Below are 25732 nucleotides of genomic sequence, written 5' to 3' on the forward strand. Positions count from 1 at the left end.
CATCCTTCTATAATTTTAATAATGCAATTGGTAAACCTTCTTCGGGTTCGCTACTTTTAATTCTAAATCCCCAAGCGAATATACCTTTTAATCTTTCCACTTTAAAATATTGATCACTGCCATCATTTAATTGATAGATTCTGCCTAATTCAATTTTATTACGATCAACTAAATAACTTTCAGCTACAATTACTTTACTTTGATAAACGTCATATTCATTCAAAATACCGTTCATTTCTGCTTTTCTCATTTTTTCTTTATAAGTTTGTATTTCATGTCTTAATTCTGGCTCAGACATTTCACTCAATTTCTTCTGCTCCATTTTCAATACCACTTTCTTCTAATTTAGATTTAATTTTATCATATTTATAGCCTTTTCTCATAAGCGTTTCTATCGTTTTTCTTACTAGTTGTTGTCCTTCATATTTTCTTTGATGCTTTTGATATGTTTTTTCTAAATCAGTTTGTAACATATCGTCAAGTTGTTCTTCGTCCTGTGAAAAATCAAGTTCATCCATGGCTTGTTTGATTTTTTCTATCGTAAATCCTTTTTGCATTAAAGCAGTCATTGTTTTTTGTTTAACTTTTGAAGTTGGACCTTTTTTAGTTTTAATTACTTTACTCGCTACTTTGATGATATCTTCCATTGGTTGTTGTTCTATGTATAGAGCAGTATATTCATCTATAATATTAGTTTCAATACCAGCTTGATACAATTTTTGTTTATAAGTTTCAGGTCCCTTATCCGTTGTATTGATCATAGTGTTTTTCAAACTTTCAGCATAATCATAATGATCTATTAATTTTTCTTGGTAACAATAATCTATCACTTGTTGCAGCGCTTCTTCAGAAATATCATTTTTTATTAAATGTTGACGTACTTCTCTTTCAGTACGCTTTCTAAATGAAAGATATTGAATTGCTATATTTAAACCTCTTCGATAATGGTCATATTTTTGAATCTGCTCCATTTCTGCAGCTTCTAGTACTTGATCTTTCTTTAAATTAAATTTAACAAGTGTATCAATATCTATTCCCATCTCAAATTGATTATCGAGATATAGATTAAAACGTTCTTTGTTCTTCTTTTGTACTTCTAATTTAGTGATTTTAGGCATGATACACCTCCTCATAAACATTGTATATATCATATTATGACATAGTTCAATCATTAGCAATAAAGTCACGCTTTATAAAAATAAAACCCCTATCATATTTACAATGTTCAACATTACATAGTTACTGTAATTTATTCGTACTAACATTGCATATGATAGGGTAATTGTTATTGACCTAGTTGGGCCATTGCTTCCTCATATTGGTCATCGGATATATAATCAAGTTGTTTCATTTTTTCTAAATTGGTTTTAACTCTATTCGTAAAATTATCTGACATGTCATCAATATTATATACACTTGGCGCATTAACTTTGCTTGCTAAAATTGCGCTTTGTAATACACTAATTGTATTCAAATTTTGATTGTTTTTATTAGTTGTTGCGCCGAAGTAATGATTTGCTGCACCTTCAACAGTATATTGATTATCTCCAAAATATATATTATTTAAATAAAAACTAAGTATCTGATTTTTATCATATTGTTTTTCTACTTTATGTGCTACAAACAGTTCTTTTACTTTTCTTGTGAATGAACGTTCGTTGTCATAATAATAATTTTTAACAACTTGTTGTGTTATTGTACTACCACCTTGAACATCATGATCACTCAAAGTAGAAAATAAAGCTCTTGTTGTTCCTTTAAAATCAAAGCCATGGTGTTTATAAAATCTTTCATCTTCTAATGAAATAAAAGCACCTCTGACATATTTTGGCATTTGATCTGCCGAAACATAATCACTTTTATTTTCAATCGATTTTAAATCGTCTACATTAGCTCTCGATGATAAAAAAAACATTAATCCTAAGAATAATACTAATATAATCGCTAATGTAATAAGTATTTTTAAAAAGATACGTTTACTTTTCTTTTTTTTAGGTGGTTTCCCTATTGGTTGATAATAAGTATTATAGTGAGGTTCACGCATATCTCGTTGAGGGAATTCATTAGATTGTGCATATCTGTCGCTTCTTTTCATGCATTTACTCCTTTACTCAAACTCACTGTTATAATGTGAGTTTACCAGTAGTTGAAACCATTAGCTATAGTTTATAGTAAAAATCAGTCCCAAGGTGTACATATTTGACTATTATTTAATATATACAATTCACTCATTTATTACTTCCATATCAACTTTTACAAATAAAAAAGACTTATTGAACTAAATCAATAAGCCTTTAGATTTAATGTTTTATACTAAACAATCATTAGTCTTCTAATTGTTTTACGATTTCTCTATTGAAATCATCTAAATCATCTGGTGTACGACTTGTAACGATATTGTTATCAACAACTACTGATTCGTCTACAACGTGCGCACCAGCATTAGATAAGTCTTTACGTACATTTAATACTGCAGTTAATGTACGACCTTTTAAGTCATCAGTATCAATTAATACTTGTGGTCCATGGCAAATTGCAAATGCTGGAACATCATTAGAAGTAAAGTATTTAGCGAATGTACCAAATCTACCTTCTGCATCACCACGTAAATGGTCTGGTGCAAATCCACCAGGAATTAGAACAGCGTCATAATCTTCTGGTTTTGCTTCGCCGATACCAACTTGAACAGTTGCTTTTTCACCGTGTTTACCAACGACTTCTTCGTTAGCATTAGTGCCAATAACTACTGTTTCAAATCCAGCATTTTCTAATGCCTCTTTCGGACTTGTAAATTCTATATCTTCAAATTCATTTCCTAATAGAACTGCTACTTTTTTACTCATAATATGATCACCTTTCTATTGTGCGATTATATTTATTGTATTCACGTTTAAGTTTAAAGTTAAACATCTTGTACTAAATTTTTTAATCGTCACTAAAGTGTCATTAATTATGATTAGTGAATTATTTGGAAACTTGTTTTACTTTTTCTTCTAATTGATCTAGTAAACCAATCCATTCATCAATGTCTTCAACACGCACTTCATCAGGGTTTACATGATCAATATCCTCGATAAATTTGTTTAATCTCGTTTTGATTTGTTCTATAGTTTGTTGTTCACTCATTTAAAATAGAGCTCCTTTGAAATTTATTTTTGTTATATTTATCCTAACAGAATTTGACAAAAAGAGATATAATCTTAATAATGTTTACTGTACTTTTTACAAATTTTAAAGAGCTGACACAGGTTTTGAGGAAACGTGAAACATAGTATTTATAATATGGATATATTGAAAAATTTTAACTAGTATATATGTTCACAACTCCTCTTTGTCACACTCTTTTTAGGAGAAGTTTTAATGATAATAACAAATAAAAAACCTATTTCAATACACAATGATCCTTGGGAAGCTTATAACGATGTCATTGATAATGGCCAACTCACTTTAAGTAATATCGAATTTACAACAACCAATTTATGTAATATGAGATGCAGTCATTGTGCTGTTGGTTACACTTTACAAACTAAAGATCCAGATCCTTTACCAATGGATATTATATATCGCCGTTTAGATGAAATTCCAAATTTACGTACATTGTCTATAACAGGTGGCGAACCTATGTTTTCGAAAAAGTCTATTAAAAATGTAGTGAAACCACTATTAAAATATGCACATCAACGTGGGATATATGTACAAATGAACTCTAATTTAACGTTACCACAAGACCGATATCTTGATATTGCAGAATATATAGATGTTATGCATATTTCACATAACTGGGGAACCATTCAAGAATTCACAGATGTTGGCTTTGGAGCTATGAAAAAGCAACCGCCAATTAAAGCAAAATTAAAACTATACGAGCAAATGTTAGACAATGCAAGTACTCTTTCTGAACAAGGAATGTTTGTATCTGCTGAAACAATGCTCAATCAAAGCACATTACCTTACTTGGATAAAATTCATAATGAAATTGTTAATGATATGAAGTGTAGTCGACATGAAGTACACCCTATGTATCCAGCTGATTTTGCAAGCTCTTTAAATGTCTTATCTTTAAAAGAAATGAAAGAAGCGATACATCATTTATTAGATATACGTGACCAGGATACTTGGATGTTATTTGGTACATTACCTATTTATCCATGTATTAATGATGAAAACGATCAACAATTATTACAACGTTTAAGAGATGCAAAAAATGTCACAATGAGAAATGACCCTGATGGGCGTAGTCGTTTAAATGTAAATGTATTTACAGGTAATGTCATTGTTACTGATTTCGGAGATGAAAATGGTACTATTTCAAACATACAAAAAGACAGATTAACAGATGTATTTAATCAATGGCTCACTTCTGATTTAGCCCAATCTTTAAATTGTCATTGTTCTGAATATCATTGTCTGGGACCAAATGTGTTAGTGAAAAATATGTATTACCCTGATACTGATTTCCGCCAAAAAGAAATTGAAATGCATGCAAAACATATCTTTTCATAATTTATAATCATAATGCTTAGCAAACTAAAAAGACCTAATGAAAAATTTATAGTTTCATTAGGTCTATTTATATGCAATTCTAAATAAGCTTTTATCTAATTTTCAATATGTTGAATTTTAGATAAATACTCAATAGTGTTTTTACTTTCATCACGTCGTTCTTTGCGACGAGCGACACGTTGAGGAGCTGTTTCATGGAACCATTTTTCAACTTTATCTTCTGGATAAACTTGAGGAACGCGTACAGGTTTACCATTCTCATCTAAAGCTACAAAGGTTAAAAAGCTAAGTGCAGCTAATTTACGTTCTCCTTCAAAGACATCTTCAATAATAATTTGCACACAAATTTCCATTGAACTACTACCCGTATAAGAAACCATTGCTTCGTATGAAAGGATGTCCCCATTCTTGATTGGTAATAAGAAATCTACTGAATCTGTTGAGGCAGTTACTACTGAATTACCAGCATGTTTCACAGCAGTAATTGCTGCAATTTCATCTACATTTGCCATTAAAATACCGCCAAACATCGTATGAAGATGATTAGTATCTTGTGGATACACTTGACTTGTTTTAATACTTTTAGATTCAGACATTGCTTTTTTATTTACTTGTTCTTTAGTCATTCATATCTTCCTATCTCTCTATGAAATTTCCCTACTGTACTTGGTATTTACGACTTATTTTGCCCAATTTCCGTTTTCGAAAACGAGTTCTTTTGAGCTATCTTCTAAAATACCATAAATGGTTAAATCAGCACTACCTATCATGAAATCTTCATGAACATTTGAATCATTTAAACCACTTGCAATTTTTTCTTCAGTTGTCATTTCAGTTCCACCTTTAATGTTGAAACCGTAAGCAGATCCTAACGCTAGATGACAGGATGCATTTTCATCAAATAACGTATTATAAAAAATAGTGTTTCTATTTGAAATTGGAGAATCATCTGGTACTAGTGCTACTTCTCCCAATCTACGTGCACCTTCATCTGTATTTAATAAATCTTTTAAGACATCTTCGCCCTTTTCTGCTTTAAAATCAACAACAACTCCATCTTTAAATGTTAAAGTGAAACCGTCAATGATATTACCGTTAAAGCTTAATGGTAATTTATTTGTTACATAACCATTTACATTATTTCTATCTGGCGCTGTGAACACTTCTTCTGTAGGGATATTAGCAATAAATGCTTGTTGATTTCCATTTACATAGCTAGTAGCATCTTCCCATATATGTCCCTGTGGTAACCCTACAACTAAATCTGTACCTTCAGAAATATAATGTAACGCTTTATATTGTTTATCTTGCATTCTTTTAGCATGTTTACTTAAATTACTTACATGTGTTTTCCAATTTTCTACAGGGTCATTACCATCTACTCTTACTATATCAAACACTTCTTCTATAAATGTTTCATAAGCTTCTTCTACTGATTTATCAGGGTATACTCTTTGAGCCCATGCTTTTGATGGAAATGCTGCAACCACCCAAGGAAATTGATTTTTTTGGCTTGCTTCCATATATCCTTTATAACCTTTGGAATATTGCAATTGAAATGCTTTCAATTTATTAGAATCAATACCATTTAATAAATCTGGGTCTTCAGTTAATATTGCAAGGTTAGCAGCGCCTCTTTCTACATAATCCATACGTGCATTAACATCATAAGATTTAACTTCATTATTCTCAAAATGGTCTACAGTTTCGTATTCAAATTTCATACGTTTTAATTTTGGGTCTGAATAATCGACTCTTACATCTGATGCACCAGCTTTATATGACTCTTCTACAACTAGATGAGTTAATTCTAAAGCTTCGACAGATGAGCGTATAAATACTGGCTGTTTTTCTTGAACATTCATGCCTACTTTAACTAGTAGTTTGGCATACTGTTTCAATTTTTCTTGGTAGTTACTCATTTAGACTCCCCCTTTATTGTCTTAATTCTCCTAGTGCATCTGCAATAGCAGTCACTTCGCTAGGTGAAAATGAATCTTTTGAAGTTACAAATTGATGTATTTCTTTAATTTCATTTTGATCAGCATCTTTAAATTTATCAGGATCAATAAGCGCTTTATTAACTATATTTAACTTTTGTCTTATTTCGGTAATCATTTCTTCATTTGTAGTTTCCAAACTTCTCACCTCTTTACCTTAGTATTCTATCAAACTAACATAATTTATGGAACTTTAATAGAATTTGAAAAAATTTGCTTTCTAATTGTTTGAAGAACCAGTAAAATGGGGATATAATTACATAGTTTGGAGGAATTAATATGGTTGACGTAGCTTTCGTATGTCTTGGTAATATCTGCCGTTCTCCAATGGCTGAAGCAATCATGAGACAAAGACTACAAGACAGAGGTATAACTGGTGTCAAAGTTCACTCTCGTGGCACTGGAAAATGGAATTTAGGTGAGCCCCCTCACGAAGGGACTCAAAAGATTTTAAATACACACGGCATTCCATTTGATGGTATGATTAGTGAACTTTTTGAACCAACAGATGATTTTGACTATATTATTGCAATGGATCAAAGTAATGTAGAAAATATTAAAGCAATTAATCCTAGCATAAAAGGACAATTGTTCAAATTACTAGAATTTAGTAATATGAAAGAAAGTGATGTACCTGATCCATATTACACTAACAATTTCGAAGGTGTTTATAAAATGGTACAATCATCATGTGATAATTTAATTGATTACATCGTCAAAGATGCAAATTTGAAAGAGGGGTAAAATTATGGAAAACAAATTCATTCCTGGAGTATTATTAGGCGCTGTTATCGGTGGCGTAGCAACATTAGCTGATAAATCAACTCGTAATTCTTTAAAACAATCATTCTCAAATGTTAAAGAAGGTAAAAAATCTCAAAAACCTTCTAAAGTAAGTAGCATTAAAGATGAAGTTATGTACTGGAAAGATGTTATCGAAGAAATTCGTCGTAATAACCCAGAGTTAGAACGTTCTATTAAAGATGCAAAAGATACTTTTGTTAATAGAAAAAATGAACGTATTGGAAAATAATAGTTAATTATTAGATGAATTATGAATTAGAATTTTGTAATAATAAATCACTATTTCTTAATTAACTATTCAAATAGAGTGAAGATATTCAATAACTGTTATCCCACTCCATTGAAACGGGGGTGAGTTTAGAGGTTGAGCTATTAAATGATTTTTAGCTTATTGGTAACTAAAATTAGTCTCCAATAACCAAAAATTAACTCAACTTCATCTCACTCCCTTTCTTTACAATTTTAATTAAATTAAAATGTGTTTAAATATAATATTCAAATTATTAAAGGAGATTGTTATGTCAAAGAAAGAAAAAACAAGTTCCAACTTCCTTAATTCTGCTAAAGAATATGAAGATAACAAAGATCAACAAAATAGTGATAACAAAATTAAAGTCGATCGTACATACATTGAACCTCAAGAATTTCAATCTAAGACACCAAAAAAGAAGAATCAGGTATTCTTCCTTTCAAGATTAAACAAACCTGCAAAGTATACTAAAGATTCGAACTTTTTCTCTTATTTGGTATATAGAATTGGTAAAGACGATGCATCAGGTTTAGCAGCTCAAATGACATATCACTTTGTTCTTGCTATGTTCCCTATGCTCATTTTCTTATTGACTTTATTACCAGTTTTTAATATCGATCAAAGTCGTATTACTGATATGTTAAGTAGTGCACCATCAGAAACATCATCAATTATTAAAAGTGTTATAGGCGATGTTACTAAAAATTCAAGTGGCGGCTTACTATCTGTCGGACTGATCTTAGCAATATGGTCTGCATCAAATGGTATGACTGCCATTATGAATTCATTTAACGTTGCTTACGATGTTGAAGATAGCCGAAATGGTATTTTACTTAAGCTTTTAAGTGTTGTATTTACTATTGTAATGGGATTTGTATTTTTAATAGCTATGGCTTTACCTACCCTTGGTTCTGCTATTAGTCATTATTTATTCGGTCCATTAGGTTTAGACTCACAAATTAAATGGATATTTACTTTACTTAGAGTGGTATTACCTCTAATCATTATTTTACTATTATTTATAGTATTGTATTCGGTAGCACCTAATGTTAAAACTAAATTTCGTTCAGTATTACCAGGTGCAATATTTACATCAGTCATTTGGTTACTAGGTTCATTTGCATTTGGATGGTATATTTCTAACTTTGGTAATTATTCTAAAACTTATGGTAGTATCGCTGGTATTATTATTTTACTGATCTGGTTATACTTAACAAGCTTTATTATTATCATTGGAGCAGAAATTAATGCTATCATTCATCAACGTAATGTAATTAAAGGCGAAACACCTGAAGAAGCTGCTTTAAAACATGATGATAATAACCAAAATCATTATAATGAAGATACAACTTATGAATATAATGATAACCGTGAATTAGGTTCACAAGAAGATTATAATATCGATAAAGATGCTAAAGATAAGTACCAAGAAGATCAAAGTACAATTAAAGATAAAATTGTAGATAAATTTAAAAATAATGATTCAGAAGAGGATAAAAATTCTTAATTATTATATATTAAAGGCCAAGACGGATTGATGTTCATCAACCGCTTGGCCTATTTGTTTGTAAAATTTTATATCATGTAATAACTATCTTTATTGGATAAGATTATGTTGAAATGCATAAATTACAGCTTGTGTTCTATCTTGTACTTCTAATTTACTTAATATATTACTAACATGTGTTTTAACAGTTTTAATTGTAATATGTGAAGCACTGGCAATTTCCTGATTGGAATAACCTTTTGCAATTAATAATAAGATTTCCATTTCTCTTTCTGTTAACATTTCATATAATTCTGCACGTTTTTTCATTCTATTTCGCATTTTCACTAATACTTCTGGTTCAAAAACAGATTCACCATTATAAGTTTTACGAACCGCTTCAGCTATATCACTTGCACTAGTTGTTTTTAAAATATAACTATCTACACCTGCATCTAAAGCACGATAAACTTCTTTATCTTCAATAAAACTTGTTAACATAACTACTTTAATTTGTGGTAAATCTTTTTTTATTTCTGTTGTAGCTTCTACACCATCCATATCATCCATTAGTAAATCCATCAATATTAAATCGGGTTGCAATTCATGCGCTTTAGCTATTGCATCTTTACCAGATTCTCCTTCACCTACTACTTCAATGTCGGATTGTGTTGATAAATAACTTGATATCCCTATCCTAACCATTTCATGATCATCTACAAATAATACTTTAATCGCCATAAGAATCCTCCTTGTTCAATGGGGCTTTCACTTCTATACGTGTTCCAGAATCAGGTAACGAAACGATATGGAATGTAGCACCAATTTCTAATGCACGTTCTCTCATATTTTTTAAACCATAGCTTTGTTCCAATTTTTCATCTACATTAAACCCTTTACCATTATCTTGTATACGTAATAATAAATAATCTTGCTTATTAAATAGTTCAACCGTCACTCTAGTGCCATTAGAATGTCTTAATGTATTTGAAATGGCTTCTTGAGTAATTCTAAATAAATGATCTTCGATACCTTTAGGAACTTTAAATTCTTGTATTTCATGTACAACTTTCATCGGAACTTTCTTTTGAAGATCTATAACTAAATCTTTAATTCCTTCACCTAAGGACTTATCTTTCAACCCTAGAGGTCGTAAATGTAATAATAAAGCTCTCATTTCAAGTTGTGAATCTTGTACCATTTTCTCTAAAACGGGAATTTGTTGGTCTAATGGGGGTTCTAATTTAGTTTCTTTAATCGCTGATAACATCATACTCGCAGCGAATAATTGTTGACTTACTGAGTCATGTAATTCTCTAGCTAGACGTTGTCTTTCGTCTTCAATAATCTTTTTAACTTTTACATCGTTCATGTTGTAGTTTTCATTAGTTAAGTTTTGTGTTTTCATTCTTAATCGATGTAATTCCTGATTTAATGGTACAAGTGTATGATATATTTCCAGCGTTTCACTATATAATTCAATATTTTGGTCATTGATACCAACTGTTTCACCTTCAATAGATCGTTCTATTTGAGAATTAATCCAGTCATTCTGTTGATTAATTTTATAAGCTAAAACGGAACCTACAATGATACATAATAATATCACTATGATATTTAAAAATAAGAATACAGGTATGCCAAAAATCTGTGTATAGAACATACCTTGAAAATAGATGATGTTAACAAATACTTTATCAATAAATAAAAATGCGGTTAACATACTATACGTTAAAATGAGCATAGAGCCTATTGCTCTTATATAGTGATTCATCTATAAATCACCTCTACGTCTCCAATAAATGTTGATACGTAGACATTGACAGTGTAATTTTCTTCTTTAGTTTTCTCTTCAACATGTATATTATTATTCTCTATTTTATATGATTTTTCATTAACATATGCTGATCCATAAAATGCAGCTGCATGTATATTGATATTATAATTTAATGGTACGATCACTTGTACCTTACCTAATATATGTCTAACAACAATAGTATTATTATCTTTGATATTTGCTGCTTTTGTTAAATCAATATGAATGTCACCAATTCCATGTTGAATTTGGACATCTTCCCATTTATATACATAGACAGGTGTTCGTTGTTCTCCAAACCATTTCTGTTTAATGAATGCTGGAGATGACACTTCCTCTTCTGTTGCCGTTACTTTTAATGGTTTGAATTTAAAAATTAAGTATCTAACAATTAGCAATAATAAAAATATAAATAAAATGATAATCGTATATTTATTAGACAATAAAGTGAAAGCGATTAATAGTGCACCAATCCAAAATGCAAGCAAGCCCCTCACTTTATGAAAATATATATATCCTACATAAACTAGCACGCATCCTAATAGTAAAACGAGTAGGAACCCTATCTTTTCAAAGAATATATAATAAAAATTAGCAATAATCATTAATGCTGTAAAAACTATCAACAATTCTGTTGATATATATTTATGGGTCATGGTTCGCCACCTTTCTATGCCACAGCACTCATATAATGAATTAAATGACACTCTTTTTCAATAGTCATTTTTTCTTTTGTCTGTTCACTTATTTTAGTTTCTATTTGTGCATAATAAGCCTCAATATGATTTAAGTAATTTCTTAATGCTGCAATTTCATGATCATGTACTTCTTCTGCACATTGGATATTATATAAATCTGCTATATCTATATATTTATTTTCTAATGCTAAAGATATACTGTCAATTAACTTTTTGAGCTGTGCTCTCTTCCCATTTAAATATGCTATATAACTTTCAATACTTTTTATTTTTTTATCTAGTTTCATTTTATATTCATCGATATTATATCTTAATGACGATTTAAAAATGTGATTTAAATAATTCTCCATATAATTCATAGAACCACCTCACCATTGATTAGGTTCTATTATAAAACAATTCCGAAACCTTAAGTAATAGGCTCCGGAACCATATCGTATTAGTCCTTTAGTCCTAGATTAAATCATAATCATTTACTTTAATTATTTAAGGACTGTCTTAATTTTATATTAATTATCTATTTTTGTTGTTAGTAAAGGACCATCTTTAGTAACAATGACAGTATGTTCAATTTGAGCAACATAACTTTTATCACTTGTTTCAAATGCCCATTCATTTTTACCTTCAGTTACAAACGTAGCTTTAGATGAAATAAATGGCTCAACTGCAATGACAAGTCCTTCTTTTAATAATGTTTTATCTTTTGGATCATAGTAGTTCATGACATGATTAGGTGCTTCATGTAATGATTGACCTACTCCGTGACCTGTTAAATTCTTAATAACTGTTAAATCATTTTGACGCGCAGTTGCATGAACTGCTTTACCAATATTACTTAATTTCGTGCCTGGTTTCACTTTAGCCATTGCATTTTCAAATGCCATTGTCGCTACATCACATACCTTTTGTTTTAAAGGATCTGATGCTTCACCTACAACAAATGAAATGCCTGTATCAGCATAAAATCCGTTTTTTAGTGCTGATACATCAATATTAACTAAGTCACCTTCACGAATAATACGTTTCCCTGGAATACCATGAGCGACTTCTTCATTCACACTAATACATGTTTGACCTGGGAAGTTTTCGTCATGAATTGGTGCAGATAATGCGCCATGTTCTTCAAACAATTCTTTTGCAATATTGTCTAATTCTTTAGTTGTAATGCCTGGTTTAGTTTCAGCTTGCATTGTATCTCTTACTTTAGCGCAAATATATCCAATTTCTTTTAGAGCTTGTAGTTCTTCATCTGTTTTTACAATCATTTTTATCCCGTTCCTTTATATTTATATTCTATCTTATTATAGCAAAAATTTTTTGATATACTAAATATGAATGCATTATAAAGTATTTATTTTGTTTGTATAAGAAAGAGAATTTGAAAAAGCGATCTACGTTTTAAAAATTCCCTTTTTAAGGGGGACAACAACTTGAATGAAAAATGGTATAAACATATTATTGGTGCACGTACAATTAAGACAGGCTTAGCAACCTTCTTTACTACTGTGTTTTGTATGTTATTGAACTTAACACCAATTTTTGCCATATTAACAGCAATCGTAACCATAGAGCCTACTGCTAAAGCATCTATTAAAAAAGGCTATCGTCGTTTACCAGCTACAGTTATTGGAGCTTTATTTGCTGTTGTATTTACATTTATTTTTGGGGATCAATCACCGTTTGCATACGCCTGTAGTGCAACGTTTACGATATTGGCTTGTACTAAATTAAATCTACAAGTTGGTACAACAGTTGCTGTTTTAACTTCAGTTGCTATGATACCTGGTATACATGAAGCTTATGTATTTAATTTCTTTTCACGTTTATTAACTGCTTTAATTGGACTTGTTACTGCAGGACTTGTAAACTTTATGATTTTACCGCCTAAATACTATAGTCAATTAGAAGATAATCTATATAGATCTGAAGATAAAATGTATGACTTATTTAACCAACGTTGTCATGAGTTACTACTTGGACGATTTCAATCTGATAAAAGTAATAAAAAAATCATTCAAATTAGTAACTTAAACCAAAAAATTGACTTATTAACTGGATATCAACGTGATGAACTTACTTATCATCAAAATAAAGCCGAAGATTGGAAAAAGCTTAATAAACTAACTAGTAGGGCTTATACTAATAGATTATTAATGACACACCTAGCCAATATTATTTATTTACCTAAAGATGCCTATGTATTCTTTACTCCAGATGAAAAGTTAGCAATATTAAAAATAAGTACAAGTATTAGCCACATTCTATGTGATGGTACATTTAAGCGTGAACGTAAATCAGCTTCAACTTTAAAATCTTCAGTAAAACAACTTGAAGAATTCGATCAGAATCAAATTAAAAGTCATCTTATATATGAAATTTTATTAATCTATAAAATATTAGATCATCGCTATGCGTAAAAATATTTTCAAATGAAAGAGACTGGGACATAAATCCTAGAAAAATAGCCAGTCAATGAGTTTATCCAAAAAACTCATTGACTGGCTTCTTTATTTATAATACTTCGTATTATCGGCTCGCTTTCTTAGGGGACAGCTTCAGCCTGTAGTCTTCAGCTTGTCCTGTTCCCTTAAGAGTCTCGCCAAAATACATCGAATTTATATGTAATTTTACATCAAAACACTTTAAAAAATAAGGCCCTTTCGTATAATTTAATAAACATCACTAAACTAAATTAACGAGGTGCCTTATGTACAAAGATTATAACATGACTCAACTTACACTACCAATGGAAACTTCAGTTCTTATCCCCACAAATGATATGTCACGACATGTTTTAATACTTATTTATTTTTGTTTGCACGATCAATTAAAACTTGTTTAGCCGCTTCTTCTTCTGTGTTGTCTAATTGTTTTGGTTCAAATGGAATACCTTTTCTTTCACAGGCTTTCTCTAATAGGTAATCAGTGATTTCATGATTTTTAGGTAAAATCGGACCATGTAAATATGTTCCCAATAAGTTCTTATAATGAATACCTTCTTGTCGATCTGTATCATTATTACCGTATCCATGTGTCACATGTCCTAAAGTACCAAAATTATGGAATGTTCTACCGCCATGGTTTTCAAATCCTACAATTGTACCAAATGTATCACTTTCTATAATAATATCTCCAGTTAAGCGATCTTCTTTGGATTCAGTATAAAAGTCTAAAATGCCTAAACCATCAAGTTCTGTCCCATCAGGTGTAATATATTTTGTTCCTAAAAATTGATAGCCACCACAAATTGTCAGACCTGGCATACCATCTTCAATTGCTTCTTTCAGTGGTGTTTTAATTTTACTTAATTGTTTCGTTGCTAGTGATTGTTCACGATCACTTCCCCCACCGATAAAGAAGATATCACAGTCATCAAATGTAACATTGTCTGTTTCATTGATTTCAACAACTTTAAGCTGAATATCACGTTTTTTAGCTCTCATTTTTAATGCGATAATATTACCTATATCGCTATATAAGTTTAATTTATCAGACATAAAATGATAAATTGTCAATTCATGCTTCATTATGATTGTCCTCCTTCAAAAGAACGATTCAATTGTTCTAGCATTGGTGATAATGAAGTATAGTTTGGAATGGCAACAGTAAATCCTGTGTAATCCATTGTTTTAGCAGTTGCTTTATAAATATCTCTTTCAAGTACTACTGGAACATCTACTTCTGCTAATTTCAATCTTAATTGTAATTCTTCAGCACGATTTCCTGTTACTATGATAGCTTCTATATCTTGATTACTTAACTTCTCAAAATCAGCATCATATATCCAAGAAGTGTCTCGACCATCTGCAGCATTGTCATTTAAACTAATAACATACACTTTACGTCCTTCTAATTGTTCACCTACTGATAAGCTAGCATTCATTCCAGCTGGATTTTTCGCTAAGTTAATCATTGCTTCTTTTTGGTTCAATGAGAAGTATTGCATACGTCCATTGTCAGAGGTATATGTTTCAAAACCTTTTTGAATAGATTCATCATTTAAACCAAGTTCTCTTAAAACAGTATATGCTGCTAGCGCATTATAAGCATTAAAATCCCCTGCTATTTTCATATTAAATGACGTTTCACCAATATTTAATTTAAGGAATGGTGAAGTTTCAAATGAAGTCACTTCATATTTAGGTTGTTCACGCTTAAATCCGCATTCACAATGATAATGACCGATTTGATTGTAATGGATATAATCGTATTCAAGTAAACGACCACAATTTGGACAATATCTACTTTCGTTCATAGTACTTTGTTCAAATTCATGTGCGTGTGCTTTCATGCCATAATAAACACGTGTTTCACTAGCAATTTTAAGACGACTAACAAACGGGTCATCGGCATTTAATAATAATTTGATACCTTTATCGCTAATTGATTTAGCAATATTGTTAACCATGATGTCTATTTCACCAAATCTGTCCATTTGGTCTCTAAAGAAGTTGGTAAATACCATCATTGACGGCGTTACTTCTTTAAGTACTCGTGGTATTGATCCCTCATCTATTTCAATAATTGCAATTTTTGTTTGCTTTGTTGTTTGCATAATAAAGGCGGATGTAATTCCTGCTGCCATGTTCGCACCTTCATTGTTATGGATAATATCGATATGATTGGCTTTTAATGTGTGTCCAATTAAGTTAGATGTCGTCGTTTTTCCGTTAGTACCACTAATAAATACAATATCATCTACTTGTTCGGCTAATTTTCTTAATATGTTTTGATCGACTCTACGTGCGATTTGACCTGGTAAGTCAGTTCCATTTTTACCCACGGCTCTACTTGCCTTACGCGCTAACTTCGCTAAATGGGTTGCAGTCCATTGTCTCATTTGTTTCCTCCCTATTACTATTCACTCGCATAATTATAACACGCAGAGGGTATAACTAAAAAGATTCTCAATTAAAAAGATAAAAATGCACCCTAGATTATAATAATTATTATTTACGAATGAGAATAAGTTTGTTATACTCAGTTTAGTTAGTAAGGAAAGTAATTAAATTATTTAATATGAGGTGAATAAAAATGTTAAACAAAGAACTTTTAGATGCATTAAATGAACAAATGAATCATGAGTATTTTGCTGCTCACGCATATATGGCGATGGCATCTTATTGCGATTCAGAATCATATGAAGGTTTCGCAAATTTCTACATTCAACAAGCAAAAGAAGAAAGATTCCATGGTAAAAAAATCTATGACTACATTAATGATCGTGGTGGTCATGCTAAATTTACAGCATTACCAGCACCTAAAGTTGATTTCAATTCTATTTTAGAAACATTTAAAGATGGTTTAGCTCAAGAACAAGATGTTACAAAACGTTTCTATAATTTATCTGAAATTGCACATAGAGAAAAAGACTACGCTACTATTTCATTCTTAAATTGGTTCTTAGATGAACAAGTTGAAGAAGAATCAATGTTTGAAACACACATCGATTATTTAAATCGTATCGGCGACGATTGCAATACTTTATATCTTTATGAAAAAGAACTAGCAACACGTTCATTCGACGAAGAATAATACAATTAGGTTTTATTGAACTCTAAAAGTTATTTTTTAATAGTTGAATAATAACTAAAAGGTTTGTTTCCTAACTTATTTAGGAGACAAACCTTTTCTTTTTTGAGGAGGTTGTGGTGCTTTCCTTATTACTTCTTTAATTGGTTGTTCTACATAAGTGATATGTGTCATTTTGGTATAGACCATCTATTCATCCTTATCCTATTTTAATAACTATTAACTCATCTCTTTCTCTAATTAAAAATATGTTTTATGAAGTCTGATTTATTATGATTTAAACTCATTTTGATGTAAAGTAAATGATATTAGTCATGTATTAAAGGAGTTGTCATATACAAAATGAAAAATGCATTTGTTGCGTTGGACTTTGAAACTGCTAACGGTAAACGTACTAGTATCTGTTCAGTAGGTATGGTCAAAGTCATCGATAATAAAATTACAGAATCATTCCATACATTAGTTAATCCAAATGATTACTTCTCGGAACAAAATATTAACGTTCATGGTATTCACCCAGAAGATGTAGCCTCTTCTCCTGATTTCGCTTATGTATATCCATATATGATGCAATTTATAGAGGAACTTCCCGTAGTTGCACATAATGCAGCATTTGATATGAATGTATTACATCAAAGTATACAATCAATTGGATTAGAAACACCCCATCTTACCTATTTCTGTTCATATCAATTGGCCAAACGCACGGTTCAATCTCACCGATATGGATTGAAACATATGATGGATTTTTATAAGTTAGATTTTCACGGTCATCATGATGCATTAAATGATGCTAAAGCTTGTGCTATGATTGCATTTCGATTATTAAAACACTATGATGATTTGTCTAGTATGTTAAATATTTATGGTAAAGATTTAAAAGATAAAGGCTAATAATGAAGTATTTTACTTACATTACTAGCCTTTATAAAAAGTCATATATTGTCATATTTCGATAAGCTGATTGTTCTAAATTTCCTACTGTTACACCAATTAATCGAATTGGTATATCAGGATCTTTTAATTCTGTATAAAGCGTATATGCAATATTATATATATCAGTCTCTGAATTAACTGGATCTCTTAGACTTGTCTGCTTTGAGAGTGTTTCATATTGGTATGTTTTAATTTTAACTGTCACCGTTTTTCCGGATTTTTGTAATTTATTAAGTCTCTCTGCTGTTTTCCCTGATAATTCCCAAACCTTTCTCAAGATTTCATCATCATCATTTACGTCTGTTGCAAAAGTACGTTCAGTTCCAACTGACTTACGTATTCTTGTAGCTTTCACCTCATTGTAATCTATACCTCTTGCCTTATTATATAGACCTCGTCCTCTCTTACCAAATAAACGTATTAATTCAAACTCATCCTTATTATATAAATCTTGCCCTGTAAAGATATTATTATTATGCATAACCTTTTCAGATGCTTTACCTACTCCTGGAAATTCTCCTATGTCCAAATTCATTAATATATCGTGAACGTTGTTATAATCTATCACTGTAATACCATTCGGTTTATTCATACCACTTGCTAATTTAGCTAAAAATTTATTATAAGAAACTCCTGCTGAAGCAGTTAATTCTGTTTGTTCTAAAATATCTCTTCTAATGAAATTAGCAATTGTTGACGCAGGCAAATCTGGTCTAACTAGATGTGTTATATCTAAATACGCTTCATCTAATGACATAGGTTCAACTATTTCAGTATAACTACGAAATATATCCATTATTTGTTTAGATGCTTCTCTATATGCATCAAATCTACTCGTAACATAATAACCATTCGGGCATAATTTATGCGCTTGAGACATGGGCATAGCTGAATGTACACCGTATTTTCTTGCTTCATATGATGCTGTGGAAACTACACCCCTATTACTTGCTTTGCCACCGACGATCACAGGTTTTCCTTTTAATTTTGGATTATCTCTCATTTCAACTTGTGCAAAAAAGTAATCCATATCAATGTGTATAATCCTTCTTTCTTCCATGTATTCACCGCCTTTCGTTCACTATTATCTATTACTCTCATTATAAATTGTAAGACAACATTTCACGAACTTCATGCTTTGTTTTACAAAACAAAAATACCACCTCCTCAAATTAGAGGGGCGGTATTATACCTTTTTCATTATTCATGATGCATTTCATTAGGTTTATGTTGGTATAAATATAAACCTTCATCGTATTTTTGAATATATTTAAATTTACTAGCAAGTGCAAGGGAAACTAATAAAATATCAAATACACAATAACCAACGTGAATACTAAACATAAATATTAATGATGAGTAGGCATATGTGCTAATAAGTACTAACAATATAGAACTAATGATAATTAATGGAGCTAACATGATTATGCTAAATTGCCATCTATTAAAGCAACTTTCAGTATATTGCAATATCATTGTTCCCTTTTTATATTTCAATTGAGGCTTTTCACCTTTAGAAAATAAAATGAATAAAATATGATGTATAAATTCATGAACAATTAATAAAATCACAAATCCCGCAAAACCATAAACTAGATTTAATAAAATATTTTGTTCTATAATATGAGTTATTTTGTAAGCCCATTTATATGTAAATAAAATAACAAACATAACTAGTACTATTTGCATTAATACAAAACGACGTAAGTTTATTTTATCTGGAAACAAATCAATTTTATGCACAACCAACCCTCCATTTATCTCTAAATTTAACATTAGTATACAACGTTTAATAGCGATACTAAAGCTATTTTCAAGAAAGTAAGTTGCTTGTAATATAATTTTAATAATCGTCTTTATATAGCAATCAACAATAGTTAAAACAGACTATTTTCTTTCAAATAATGCAACTGTTTCTATATGAGTCGTTTGTGGGAACATATCTACTGGAGTGATTTCTTTCAAATCATATTGTTGACTAAGTAATTGTGCATCACGTTGTTGCGTAGACGGATTACAAGAAATATATACAATACGCTTAGGATTTAATTCTAATAACGTTTTAATGAAAGTTTCATCGCAACCTTTTCTTGGTGGATCGACCATTACTACATCTGGTCTTATTCCTTCTGCTTTCCATTTTAGAATAACTTCTTCTGCTTTCCCACAGACAAAAGTTGTATTTTCTAATTGGTTTATAGTCGCATTTTCTTCTGCGTCTTTGATTGCAGATGGTACGACTTCTACACCATAAACGTGCTTAGATTTTTCTGCCATATATAAACCAATTGTTCCTATACCACAATACGTATCCAAAACAATTTCATTGCCCGTTAACTGGGCATATTCTAAGGCTTGATTATATAGTTTTTCAGTTTGATGTGAATTAATTTGATAGAAAGATTGATCGCTAATATTAAATGTTATTTCACTTAGCTTATCTTCAATTTCATCAGTACCATAAAGTGTAATAGATTTACGCCCCATAATAACATTTGAATGTGCATCGTTGATATTTTGTTTAATACTTGTTACATTTGGATGCAATTTAACTAACGCTTCTACTAATTGATTGGCTTGATTGAATGCTTTGCCATTAGTAACTAATATAATCATCATTTGATTTGTATAATGACCTGTTCGTACAACCAAATGACGTAGTAAACCTTTTTTAGTCTTTTCATTATAAACACTGATATTAAGTTCAGATATGAGTTGTTTTACATCATTCATAACTTGTTGATGTTTCTCATCTTGAATTAAGCAACTATCCATGTCAATAATGTCATGGCTACGTTGGCGGTAAAACCCCATTATAGGTTTTTTATTATTATTTAAACCAATTGGTATTTGTGATTTATTTCTATATCTCCACGGGTCTTCCATTCCAACAGTATCGTGTATAACTGTATCGTTAAATGACCCTTTTCGATGAAATAAATTGATGACTTGCTCTTTTTTCATTGTGAGTTGCGCTTGGTACGTCATATGCTGAAGCTGGCATCCGCCGCATTTATCATAATAAACACAAGGGGGTTCTACACGAGAATCACTCTCTACAATTACATTCAGAAGTTTACCTATCGCAAAATTTTTCTTCACTTTAATAATTTTGTATTCTATTGTTTCGTTAATTAAGGCATTAGGAACAAATATAGGATATCTATCAATTTTGACAACACCATGTCCTTCATGAGTTAAATCTAACACTTGGCCTGTTTTTATTTCATTTTTCTTTAATGTTTCCAATTTCTTTCCCCCACATATGAAAAGGCTAGGACATGTTATTTTTACTATCCTAACCTTGTGTTAATTTCATATTTATTATTATTTGTCTTCATTCTGTTGATGATCTTCTGATTTTAACTGTGGTGTTACTGTTGGTTGATCAATTAATTCTTCATTATGAATGTCATGAGGTGTAAATACATCAATATGTCGTTCTAAATTCAAGAAGTTTGCTGGTAATTTACCACCATATTCGCCATCAACATTAAGTTGCATATCTGTAAACGATGAAATATTGATTGATTTTGCTTTTTCATATATTACTTTAGGATGTTTTGTATGTTCGCCTCTTGATGCTAAGGTCATGATATGCCCTAATTCTGCTAGGTTAGCTTTTTCAACAATAATTAATGTGTAATAACCATCGTCTAATTTTGCATCAGGAACTAATTTTTCAAATCCTGCCATAGAATTTGTTAAACCTAATAAGAATAATAATGCTTCACCTTGAAAGACTTTATCATCATATTCAATGCGTATGTCAACAGCCTTCATTTGTGGTAACATTTCGAATCCTTTAATGTAATAGGCAAATGATCCTACGATTGACTTTAATTTACTAGGTGTTTCATATGATACCTGTGTAAGTTGGCCACCTGCTGCTAAATTGATAAAATAACGATTGTTCATTTTACCGATATCAACTTTAGTACTATGACCTTCAATAATCACATCTAAGGCACCCATAATATCATTTGGTAAATGTAAGGCACGTCCAAAATCATTTACTGTACCCATAGGTATAATACCCAATCTAGGTCTATTAGGTTGTTCTGCAATACCATTTACAACTTCATTTAAGGTTCCATCCCCACCAGCAACAATTAAGATATCATAATTGTTATCGAGTGCACGTTCTGCTTCAAGCGTCGCATCACCTTCACGCTCTGTTGCATAGGCACTAGTTTCATATCCAGCTTTTTCTAATTTTATTAAAACATCAGGTAACATTCGTTTAAAAAGTTCTTTACCAGATGTCGGGTTATAAATAATTCTTGCTCGTTTTCTCATATCATATCCCTCGACTTCATATACTCATATTCAATATTAAATGATTTACTCACGAGTTAAAAGTATTTTTTAGAAAAACTTGGTACTTTAGTACCTTAGTTTTTCTTATGCATTAGCTTTAGCTAAGGCGTTCCTCTATTTTCTTAGCAATTTATTGCTTAGAAGTTCTTATGCATTAGATTCAGCTAAGGCGTTCCCTAGATTTCTTGGTACTTTAGTACCTTAGTTTTTCTTATGCATTAGATTCATCTAAGGCGTTCCTCTATTTTCTTATGCATGAACTTTAATTCAAATGTTATTTTATGTACCTAATAGCTTTAACTATTAGGTAAGTCATACTAATTTTGCTTTGCAAAAAAGTATGGCTTTGTATGAATGAACTTTAATTCAGTCGTTCTTATATATATCTATTAACTAAGTCATCACTCTTCATTCTACAAAAAGAAACACTAAAAAACTCCTACAACAATTAGTTTACACTAATCGTTATAGGAGCAAAAATCAAACCTATTATCTTTTATCTAATTCTTGTTTTAATAATTGATTTACTTTTTGAGGGTTAGCTTGACCTTTTGAAGCTTTCATAATTTGTCCTACTAAGAAGCCCATTGCTTTACCCTTACCATTTTTATAATCTTCTACTGATTGTGGATTATTATCTAATGCTTCATTAACAAATTTTAATAAAGTTGCTTCGTCAGAAATTTGAACTAAGCCTTTATCTTCCATAATTTGTTTAGCGTCTCCACCATTTTCAGCTAATTCTGGGAAGACTTTTTTAGCAATTTTACTGCTCATTGTTCCGTCTTCGATTAATTTAATCATACCTGCTAAGTTTTCTGGAGTTAATTTAGTATCTAGTAAATCAACTTGATTTTTGTTCAAGTATTCGTTTACGCCACCCATTAACCAGTTTGAAGTTAATTTTACATCTGCTCCATGTTCAATTGCACCTTCAAAGAAATCAGACATTTCTTTTGTAAGTGTTAATACATGTGCATCATATTCGGGTAATCCTAAATCATTAACATATTTAGCTTTACGTTCATCAGGTAATTCTGGAATAGTTTGACGAACACGTTCTTTCCACTCATCATCAACATATAAAGGTACAATGTCTGGTTCTGGGAAGTAACGATAATCGTCAGATCCTTCTTTTACACGCATTAAAATTGTTTTACCAGTTGATTCATCAAAACGACGTGTTTCTTGGCCAATTTCTCCACCATTTAATAATTCTTCTTCTTGACGTTTTTCTTCATACTCTAAACCTTTACGAACATAGTTAAATGAGTTTAAGTTTTTCAATTCAGCTTTTGTACCGAATTCTTCTTGACCATAAGGACGTAAAGAAATGTTAGCATCACAACGTAATGAACCTTCTTCCATTTTACAGTCAGATACGCCAGTATATTGAATGATAGAACGTAATTTTTCTAAATAAGCATATGCCTCTTGTGGAGAACGAATATCTGGTTCAGACACAATTTCAATTAATGGTGTACCTTGACGGTTTAAATCAACTAATGAGTAACCATCTTTATGTGTTGATTTACCAGCATCTTCTTCCATGTGTAAACGAGTAATACCAATACGTTTCGTTTTTCCGTCTACTTCGATATCAATGTACCCATTTTCACCAATTGGTTCATCAAATTGAGAAATTTGATATGCTTTTGGATTATCTGGGTAGAAATAGTTTTTACGGTCAAATTTAGAATTAGTTGCGATATCCATATTTAAAGCCATTGACGCACGCATTGCCCAATCTACTGCTCTTCTATTTACAACAGGTAATACACCAGGGTATGCAAGGTCAATTACATTAGTATTTGAGTTAGGTTCTGCTCCAAAATGCGCTGGTGATGGAGAGAACATTTTTGAGTCTGTTTTTAGCTCAACGTGAACTTCAAGTCCGATAACTGTTTCAAAATGCATTATTTCCACTCCTTATAATTTTTCATAAGCGTCATGTAAGTTGAATTGTGTTTCATATTGGTATGCAACACGATATAACGTCTTTTCATCGAACGGTTTACCTATAAATTGTAATCCAATTGGGCGTCCGTTTGATTGTCCACAAGGAACAGAAATACCTGGTAAACCTGCTAAGTTAACTGGTGTTGTTAATAAGTCATTAGCATACATTGTCAATGGATCGTCAATTTCGTCACCTAAATCAAATGCAGTTGTTGGTGCTGTTGGTCCTACTACAACATCATAATTTTCGAACACTTTATCAAAATCATTTTTAATTAAAGTTCTAACTTTTTGTGATTTTTTATAATAAGCGTCATAATAACCTGAACTTAATGCAAATGTACCTAAGAAGATACGGCGTTTCACTTCATCACCGAAACCTTCTGATCTAGACATTTTGTATAATTCTTCAAGTGATTGTGCTTCTTTTGAATGATAACCATAACGAATACCATCAAAGCGAGCTAAGTTAGCTGATGCTTCTGAAGATGCAATTACATAATATGATGGTATACCATATTTAGTATTTGGTAATGATACTTCTTCTACTTCAGCACCTAGTGATTTTAATGTTTCTACAGCATTTTTAACTGATTTTTTAACATCTTCACTAACACCTTCACCTAAATATTCTTTAGGTAAAGCTACTTTTAAGCCTTTAATATCTTTACCAATTTCAGAAGTGAAGTCTACATCATCAACTGGTGCACTAGTAGAGTCATTAGCATCTATTCCAGAAATTGCTTCTAAAACTAAAGCATTATCTTTAACATTACGTGTTAATGGTCCAATTTGGTCCAATGAAGATGCGAATGCAACTAGCCCAAAACGTGATACACGACCATAAGTTGGTTTCATACCTACGATTCCACAGTATGAAGCTGGTTGACGAATAGAACCACCAGTATCTGAACCTAAACTAAATGGTACTAATCCTGCTGCTACAGCTGCTGCTGAACCACCAGAAGATCCACCAGGTACAGCTGAGTGATCAAATGGATTTACAGTTTTCTTGAAATAAGATGTTTCTGTTGAACCACCCATCGCGAATTCATCCATATTTAATTTACCAATTAATACAGCATTTTCATTATGCAATTTGTTCATAACTGTAGATTCATAAATTGGTACAAAACCTTCTAACATTTTGCTTGCACAAGTAGTTTCTAAATCTTTTGTGATGATATTATCTTTAATTCCCATTGGGATACCAAATAACTTACCTTCCATTTGGTCTTTCTCTTGTAATTCATCTAATTCTTGTGCTTTTTTCATTGCGTTTTCTTTATCTAAAGCTAAGAAAGATTTAATTGTTGGATCTGTTTCTTCAATTGCATCATAAATATCACTAACTATTTGTGATGGCTTAATTTCTTTATTTTTAATTAAAGTTAATAAATTCTCAACAGACTCATAGCGAATACTCAT

Annotated in this window: 28 protein-coding genes; 7 read left to right on the forward strand and 21 right to left on the reverse strand. The window is 31.0% G+C overall.

The window, feature by feature from the left end:
* Positions 1–7: 7 nt before the first annotated feature.
* The 5 genes from N524_RS0106405 to N524_RS13385 form a co-directional block, all read right to left on the reverse strand.
* Positions 8–322 carry a YfhH family protein gene (locus N524_RS0106405; RefSeq protein ID WP_017637841.1) on the reverse strand — a complete coding sequence of 105 codons (315 nt, stop codon included), beginning with the start codon at positions 320–322 and terminating at the stop codon, positions 8–10.
* Complete coding sequence (gene recX / locus N524_RS0106410) at positions 300–1118, reverse strand: recombination regulator RecX (RefSeq protein ID WP_029056004.1); 819 nt, start codon at positions 1116–1118, stop codon at positions 300–302. Before recX ends, N524_RS0106405 begins: the two co-directional genes overlap by 23 nt.
* 167 nt (positions 1119–1285) lie before the next feature.
* The gene (sgtB, locus tag N524_RS0106415; RefSeq protein ID WP_029056005.1) at positions 1286–2095 is read right to left on the reverse strand and encodes a monofunctional peptidoglycan glycosyltransferase SgtB; all 810 of its coding nucleotides are present in this window, start codon (positions 2093–2095) and stop codon (positions 1286–1288) included.
* Positions 2096–2324: 229 nt separating this feature from the next.
* Complete coding sequence (locus N524_RS0106420; RefSeq protein ID WP_017637844.1) at positions 2325–2843, reverse strand: type 1 glutamine amidotransferase domain-containing protein; 519 nt, start codon at positions 2841–2843, stop codon at positions 2325–2327.
* A gap of 121 nt (positions 2844–2964) precedes the next feature.
* Positions 2965–3126, reverse strand: coding sequence for an SE1561 family protein (locus N524_RS13385; protein ID WP_017637845.1), 162 nt, complete (start codon positions 3124–3126; stop codon positions 2965–2967).
* Positions 3127–3360: 234 nt separating this feature from the next.
* Between N524_RS13385 and yfkAB the strand changes: the two genes are divergently transcribed.
* Positions 3361–4503: a radical SAM/CxCxxxxC motif protein YfkAB gene (gene yfkAB / locus N524_RS0106430; protein WP_017637846.1), complete on the forward strand. Its 1143-nt coding sequence runs from the start codon at positions 3361–3363 to the stop codon at positions 4501–4503.
* 95 nt (positions 4504–4598) lie between these two features.
* Here the strand turns inward: yfkAB and N524_RS0106435 are convergent, their stop codons facing one another.
* From N524_RS0106435 to N524_RS0106445, 3 genes are read right to left on the reverse strand one after another with little or no spacing between them, the layout of a single operon-like run.
* The gene (locus N524_RS0106435; protein ID WP_017637847.1) at positions 4599–5129 is read right to left on the reverse strand and encodes an acyl-CoA thioesterase; all 531 of its coding nucleotides are present in this window, start codon (positions 5127–5129) and stop codon (positions 4599–4601) included.
* A gap of 54 nt (positions 5130–5183) precedes the next feature.
* Positions 5184–6425, reverse strand: a complete 1242-nt coding sequence (locus N524_RS0106440; RefSeq protein WP_029056006.1) for an aminopeptidase — start codon at positions 6423–6425, stop codon at positions 5184–5186.
* Between the two features lie 13 nt (positions 6426–6438).
* Positions 6439–6621, reverse strand: coding sequence for a DUF1128 domain-containing protein (locus N524_RS0106445; RefSeq protein ID WP_037555624.1), 183 nt, complete (start codon positions 6619–6621; stop codon positions 6439–6441).
* A gap of 161 nt (positions 6622–6782) precedes the next feature.
* Here N524_RS0106445 and N524_RS0106450 point away from each other — a divergent pair, with 161 nt between their 5' ends.
* The 3 genes from N524_RS0106450 to N524_RS0106460 all read left to right on the forward strand — a co-directional run bounded on the left by N524_RS0106450 (position 6783) and on the right by N524_RS0106460 (position 9064).
* A complete protein-coding gene (locus N524_RS0106450) occupies positions 6783–7247 on the forward strand; it encodes a low molecular weight protein-tyrosine-phosphatase (protein WP_017637850.1) in 465 nt (154 codons plus the stop codon).
* A 4-nt stretch (positions 7248–7251) separates the two neighbouring features.
* Positions 7252–7536 (forward strand): hypothetical protein, encoded by a 285-nt coding sequence (locus N524_RS0106455; protein ID WP_017637851.1) that lies wholly within the window; start codon positions 7252–7254, stop codon positions 7534–7536.
* A gap of 289 nt (positions 7537–7825) precedes the next feature.
* Positions 7826–9064: a YihY/virulence factor BrkB family protein gene (locus N524_RS0106460; protein ID WP_017637852.1), complete on the forward strand. Its 1239-nt coding sequence runs from the start codon at positions 7826–7828 to the stop codon at positions 9062–9064.
* Positions 9065–9154: 90 nt separating this feature from the next.
* On the opposite strand, the gene vraR is transcribed toward N524_RS0106460, so the two are convergent.
* The 5 genes from vraR to map all read right to left on the reverse strand — a co-directional run bounded on the left by vraR (position 9155) and on the right by map (position 12822).
* The gene (gene vraR / locus N524_RS0106465; RefSeq protein ID WP_017637853.1) at positions 9155–9784 is read right to left on the reverse strand and encodes a response regulator transcription factor VraR; all 630 of its coding nucleotides are present in this window, start codon (positions 9782–9784) and stop codon (positions 9155–9157) included.
* On the reverse strand, positions 9774–10817 hold the full coding sequence (vraS, locus tag N524_RS0106470) for a sensor histidine kinase VraS (protein ID WP_017637854.1): 1044 nt from the start codon (positions 10815–10817) through the stop codon (positions 9774–9776). Before vraS ends, vraR begins: the two co-directional genes overlap by 11 nt.
* Positions 10814–11515, reverse strand: a complete 702-nt coding sequence (gene vraT / locus N524_RS0106475; protein WP_017637855.1) for a cell wall-active antibiotics response protein VraT — start codon at positions 11513–11515, stop codon at positions 10814–10816. Before vraT ends, vraS begins: the two co-directional genes overlap by 4 nt.
* A 14-nt stretch (positions 11516–11529) precedes the next feature.
* Positions 11530–11916 (reverse strand): DUF2543 family protein, encoded by a 387-nt coding sequence (locus tag N524_RS0106480; RefSeq protein WP_017637856.1) that lies wholly within the window; start codon positions 11914–11916, stop codon positions 11530–11532.
* Between the two features lie 150 nt (positions 11917–12066).
* Positions 12067–12822 (reverse strand): type I methionyl aminopeptidase, encoded by a 756-nt coding sequence (gene map, locus N524_RS0106485; RefSeq protein WP_017637857.1) that lies wholly within the window; start codon positions 12820–12822, stop codon positions 12067–12069.
* 165 nt (positions 12823–12987) lie between these two features.
* Here map and N524_RS0106490 point away from each other — a divergent pair, with 165 nt between their 5' ends.
* The gene (locus N524_RS0106490; protein ID WP_029056008.1) at positions 12988–13974 is read left to right on the forward strand and encodes an FUSC family protein; all 987 of its coding nucleotides are present in this window, start codon (positions 12988–12990) and stop codon (positions 13972–13974) included.
* A 384-nt stretch (positions 13975–14358) separates the two neighbouring features.
* Here the strand turns inward: N524_RS0106490 and N524_RS0106495 are convergent, their stop codons facing one another.
* Positions 14359–15084 (reverse strand): type 1 glutamine amidotransferase, encoded by a 726-nt coding sequence (locus N524_RS0106495; RefSeq protein WP_017637859.1) that lies wholly within the window; start codon positions 15082–15084, stop codon positions 14359–14361.
* On the reverse strand, positions 15084–16397 hold the full coding sequence (locus tag N524_RS0106500) for a Mur ligase family protein (RefSeq protein ID WP_017637860.1): 1314 nt from the start codon (positions 16395–16397) through the stop codon (positions 15084–15086). Before N524_RS0106500 ends, N524_RS0106495 begins: the two co-directional genes overlap by 1 nt.
* A gap of 194 nt (positions 16398–16591) precedes the next feature.
* Between N524_RS0106500 and ftnA the strand changes: the two genes are divergently transcribed.
* Both ftnA and N524_RS0106515 read left to right on the forward strand, forming a co-directional pair.
* A complete protein-coding gene (ftnA, locus tag N524_RS0106505; protein WP_017637861.1) occupies positions 16592–17092 on the forward strand; it encodes an H-type ferritin FtnA in 501 nt (166 codons plus the stop codon).
* 339 nt (positions 17093–17431) lie between these two features.
* Positions 17432–17983 carry a 3'-5' exonuclease gene (locus tag N524_RS0106515; RefSeq protein ID WP_029056009.1) on the forward strand — a complete coding sequence of 184 codons (552 nt, stop codon included), beginning with the start codon at positions 17432–17434 and terminating at the stop codon, positions 17981–17983.
* A 31-nt stretch (positions 17984–18014) separates the two neighbouring features.
* On the opposite strand, the gene dinB is transcribed toward N524_RS0106515, so the two are convergent.
* The 6 genes from dinB to gatA form a co-directional block, all read right to left on the reverse strand.
* On the reverse strand, positions 18015–19085 hold the full coding sequence (dinB, locus tag N524_RS0106520; protein WP_017637864.1) for a DNA polymerase IV: 1071 nt from the start codon (positions 19083–19085) through the stop codon (positions 18015–18017).
* 140 nt (positions 19086–19225) lie between these two features.
* Entirely contained in the window at positions 19226–19768 is a 543-nt protein-coding gene (locus tag N524_RS0106525; protein WP_017637865.1) for a DUF3267 domain-containing protein, read from the reverse strand.
* A 144-nt stretch (positions 19769–19912) separates the two neighbouring features.
* Complete coding sequence (gene rlmD / locus N524_RS0106530) at positions 19913–21274, reverse strand: 23S rRNA (uracil(1939)-C(5))-methyltransferase RlmD (RefSeq protein ID WP_029056010.1); 1362 nt, start codon at positions 21272–21274, stop codon at positions 19913–19915.
* Positions 21275–21352: 78 nt separating this feature from the next.
* Complete coding sequence (locus N524_RS0106535) at positions 21353–22324, reverse strand: diacylglycerol kinase (RefSeq protein WP_029056011.1); 972 nt, start codon at positions 22322–22324, stop codon at positions 21353–21355.
* 510 nt (positions 22325–22834) lie between these two features.
* On the reverse strand, positions 22835–24262 hold the full coding sequence (gene gatB, locus N524_RS0106540; protein ID WP_017637868.1) for an Asp-tRNA(Asn)/Glu-tRNA(Gln) amidotransferase subunit GatB: 1428 nt from the start codon (positions 24260–24262) through the stop codon (positions 22835–22837).
* A gap of 12 nt (positions 24263–24274) precedes the next feature.
* On the reverse strand, positions 24275–25732 hold the full coding sequence (gene gatA, locus N524_RS0106545; RefSeq protein ID WP_017637869.1) for an Asp-tRNA(Asn)/Glu-tRNA(Gln) amidotransferase subunit GatA: 1458 nt from the start codon (positions 25730–25732) through the stop codon (positions 24275–24277).

Source organism: Staphylococcus sp. URHA0057 (genome assembly GCF_000620265.1).
Taxonomy (GTDB): Bacteria; Bacillota; Bacilli; order Staphylococcales; family Staphylococcaceae; genus Staphylococcus; species Staphylococcus pasteuri.

Bases quoted from the DNA above. Each gene is read 5' to 3' on its own strand.
- N524_RS0106405 (WP_017637841.1), bottom strand. From the start codon at position 322: ATGGAGCAGAAGAAATTGAGTGAAATGTCTGAGCCAGAATTAAGACAT.
- recX (WP_029056004.1), bottom strand. From the start codon at position 1,118: ATGCCTAAAATCACTAAATTAGAAGTACAAAAGAAGAACAAAGAACGT.
- sgtB (WP_029056005.1), bottom strand. From the start codon at position 2,095: ATGAAAAGAAGCGACAGATATGCACAATCTAATGAATTCCCTCAACGA.
- N524_RS0106420 (WP_017637844.1), bottom strand. From the start codon at position 2,843: ATGAGTAAAAAAGTAGCAGTTCTATTAGGAAATGAATTTGAAGATATA.
- N524_RS13385 (WP_017637845.1), bottom strand. From the start codon at position 3,126: ATGAGTGAACAACAAACTATAGAACAAATCAAAACGAGATTAAACAAA.
- yfkAB (WP_017637846.1), top strand. From the start codon at position 3,361: ATGATAATAACAAATAAAAAACCTATTTCAATACACAATGATCCTTGG.
- N524_RS0106435 (WP_017637847.1), bottom strand. From the start codon at position 5,129: ATGACTAAAGAACAAGTAAATAAAAAAGCAATGTCTGAATCTAAAAGT.
- N524_RS0106440 (WP_029056006.1), bottom strand. From the start codon at position 6,425: ATGAGTAACTACCAAGAAAAATTGAAACAGTATGCCAAACTACTAGTT.
- N524_RS0106445 (WP_037555624.1), bottom strand. From the start codon at position 6,621: ATGATTACCGAAATAAGACAAAAGTTAAATATAGTTAATAAAGCGCTT.
- N524_RS0106450 (WP_017637850.1), top strand. From the start codon at position 6,783: ATGGTTGACGTAGCTTTCGTATGTCTTGGTAATATCTGCCGTTCTCCA.
- N524_RS0106455 (WP_017637851.1), top strand. From the start codon at position 7,252: ATGGAAAACAAATTCATTCCTGGAGTATTATTAGGCGCTGTTATCGGT.
- N524_RS0106460 (WP_017637852.1), top strand. From the start codon at position 7,826: ATGTCAAAGAAAGAAAAAACAAGTTCCAACTTCCTTAATTCTGCTAAA.
- vraR (WP_017637853.1), bottom strand. From the start codon at position 9,784: ATGGCGATTAAAGTATTATTTGTAGATGATCATGAAATGGTTAGGATA.
- vraS (WP_017637854.1), bottom strand. From the start codon at position 10,817: ATGAATCACTATATAAGAGCAATAGGCTCTATGCTCATTTTAACGTAT.
- vraT (WP_017637855.1), bottom strand. From the start codon at position 11,515: ATGACCCATAAATATATATCAACAGAATTGTTGATAGTTTTTACAGCA.
- N524_RS0106480 (WP_017637856.1), bottom strand. From the start codon at position 11,916: ATGAATTATATGGAGAATTATTTAAATCACATTTTTAAATCGTCATTA.
- map (WP_017637857.1), bottom strand. From the start codon at position 12,822: ATGATTGTAAAAACAGATGAAGAACTACAAGCTCTAAAAGAAATTGGA.
- N524_RS0106495 (WP_017637859.1), bottom strand. From the start codon at position 15,084: ATGAAGCATGAATTGACAATTTATCATTTTATGTCTGATAAATTAAAC.
- N524_RS0106500 (WP_017637860.1), bottom strand. From the start codon at position 16,397: ATGAGACAATGGACTGCAACCCATTTAGCGAAGTTAGCGCGTAAGGCA.
- ftnA (WP_017637861.1), top strand. From the start codon at position 16,592: ATGTTAAACAAAGAACTTTTAGATGCATTAAATGAACAAATGAATCAT.
- N524_RS0106515 (WP_029056009.1), top strand. From the start codon at position 17,432: ATGAAAAATGCATTTGTTGCGTTGGACTTTGAAACTGCTAACGGTAAA.
- dinB (WP_017637864.1), bottom strand. From the start codon at position 19,085: ATGGAAGAAAGAAGGATTATACACATTGATATGGATTACTTTTTTGCA.
- N524_RS0106535 (WP_029056011.1), bottom strand. From the start codon at position 22,324: ATGAGAAAACGAGCAAGAATTATTTATAACCCGACATCTGGTAAAGAA.
- gatB (WP_017637868.1), bottom strand. From the start codon at position 24,262: ATGCATTTTGAAACAGTTATCGGACTTGAAGTTCACGTTGAGCTAAAA.
- gatA (WP_017637869.1), bottom strand. From the start codon at position 25,732: ATGAGTATTCGCTATGAGTCTGTTGAGAATTTATTAACTTTAATTAAA.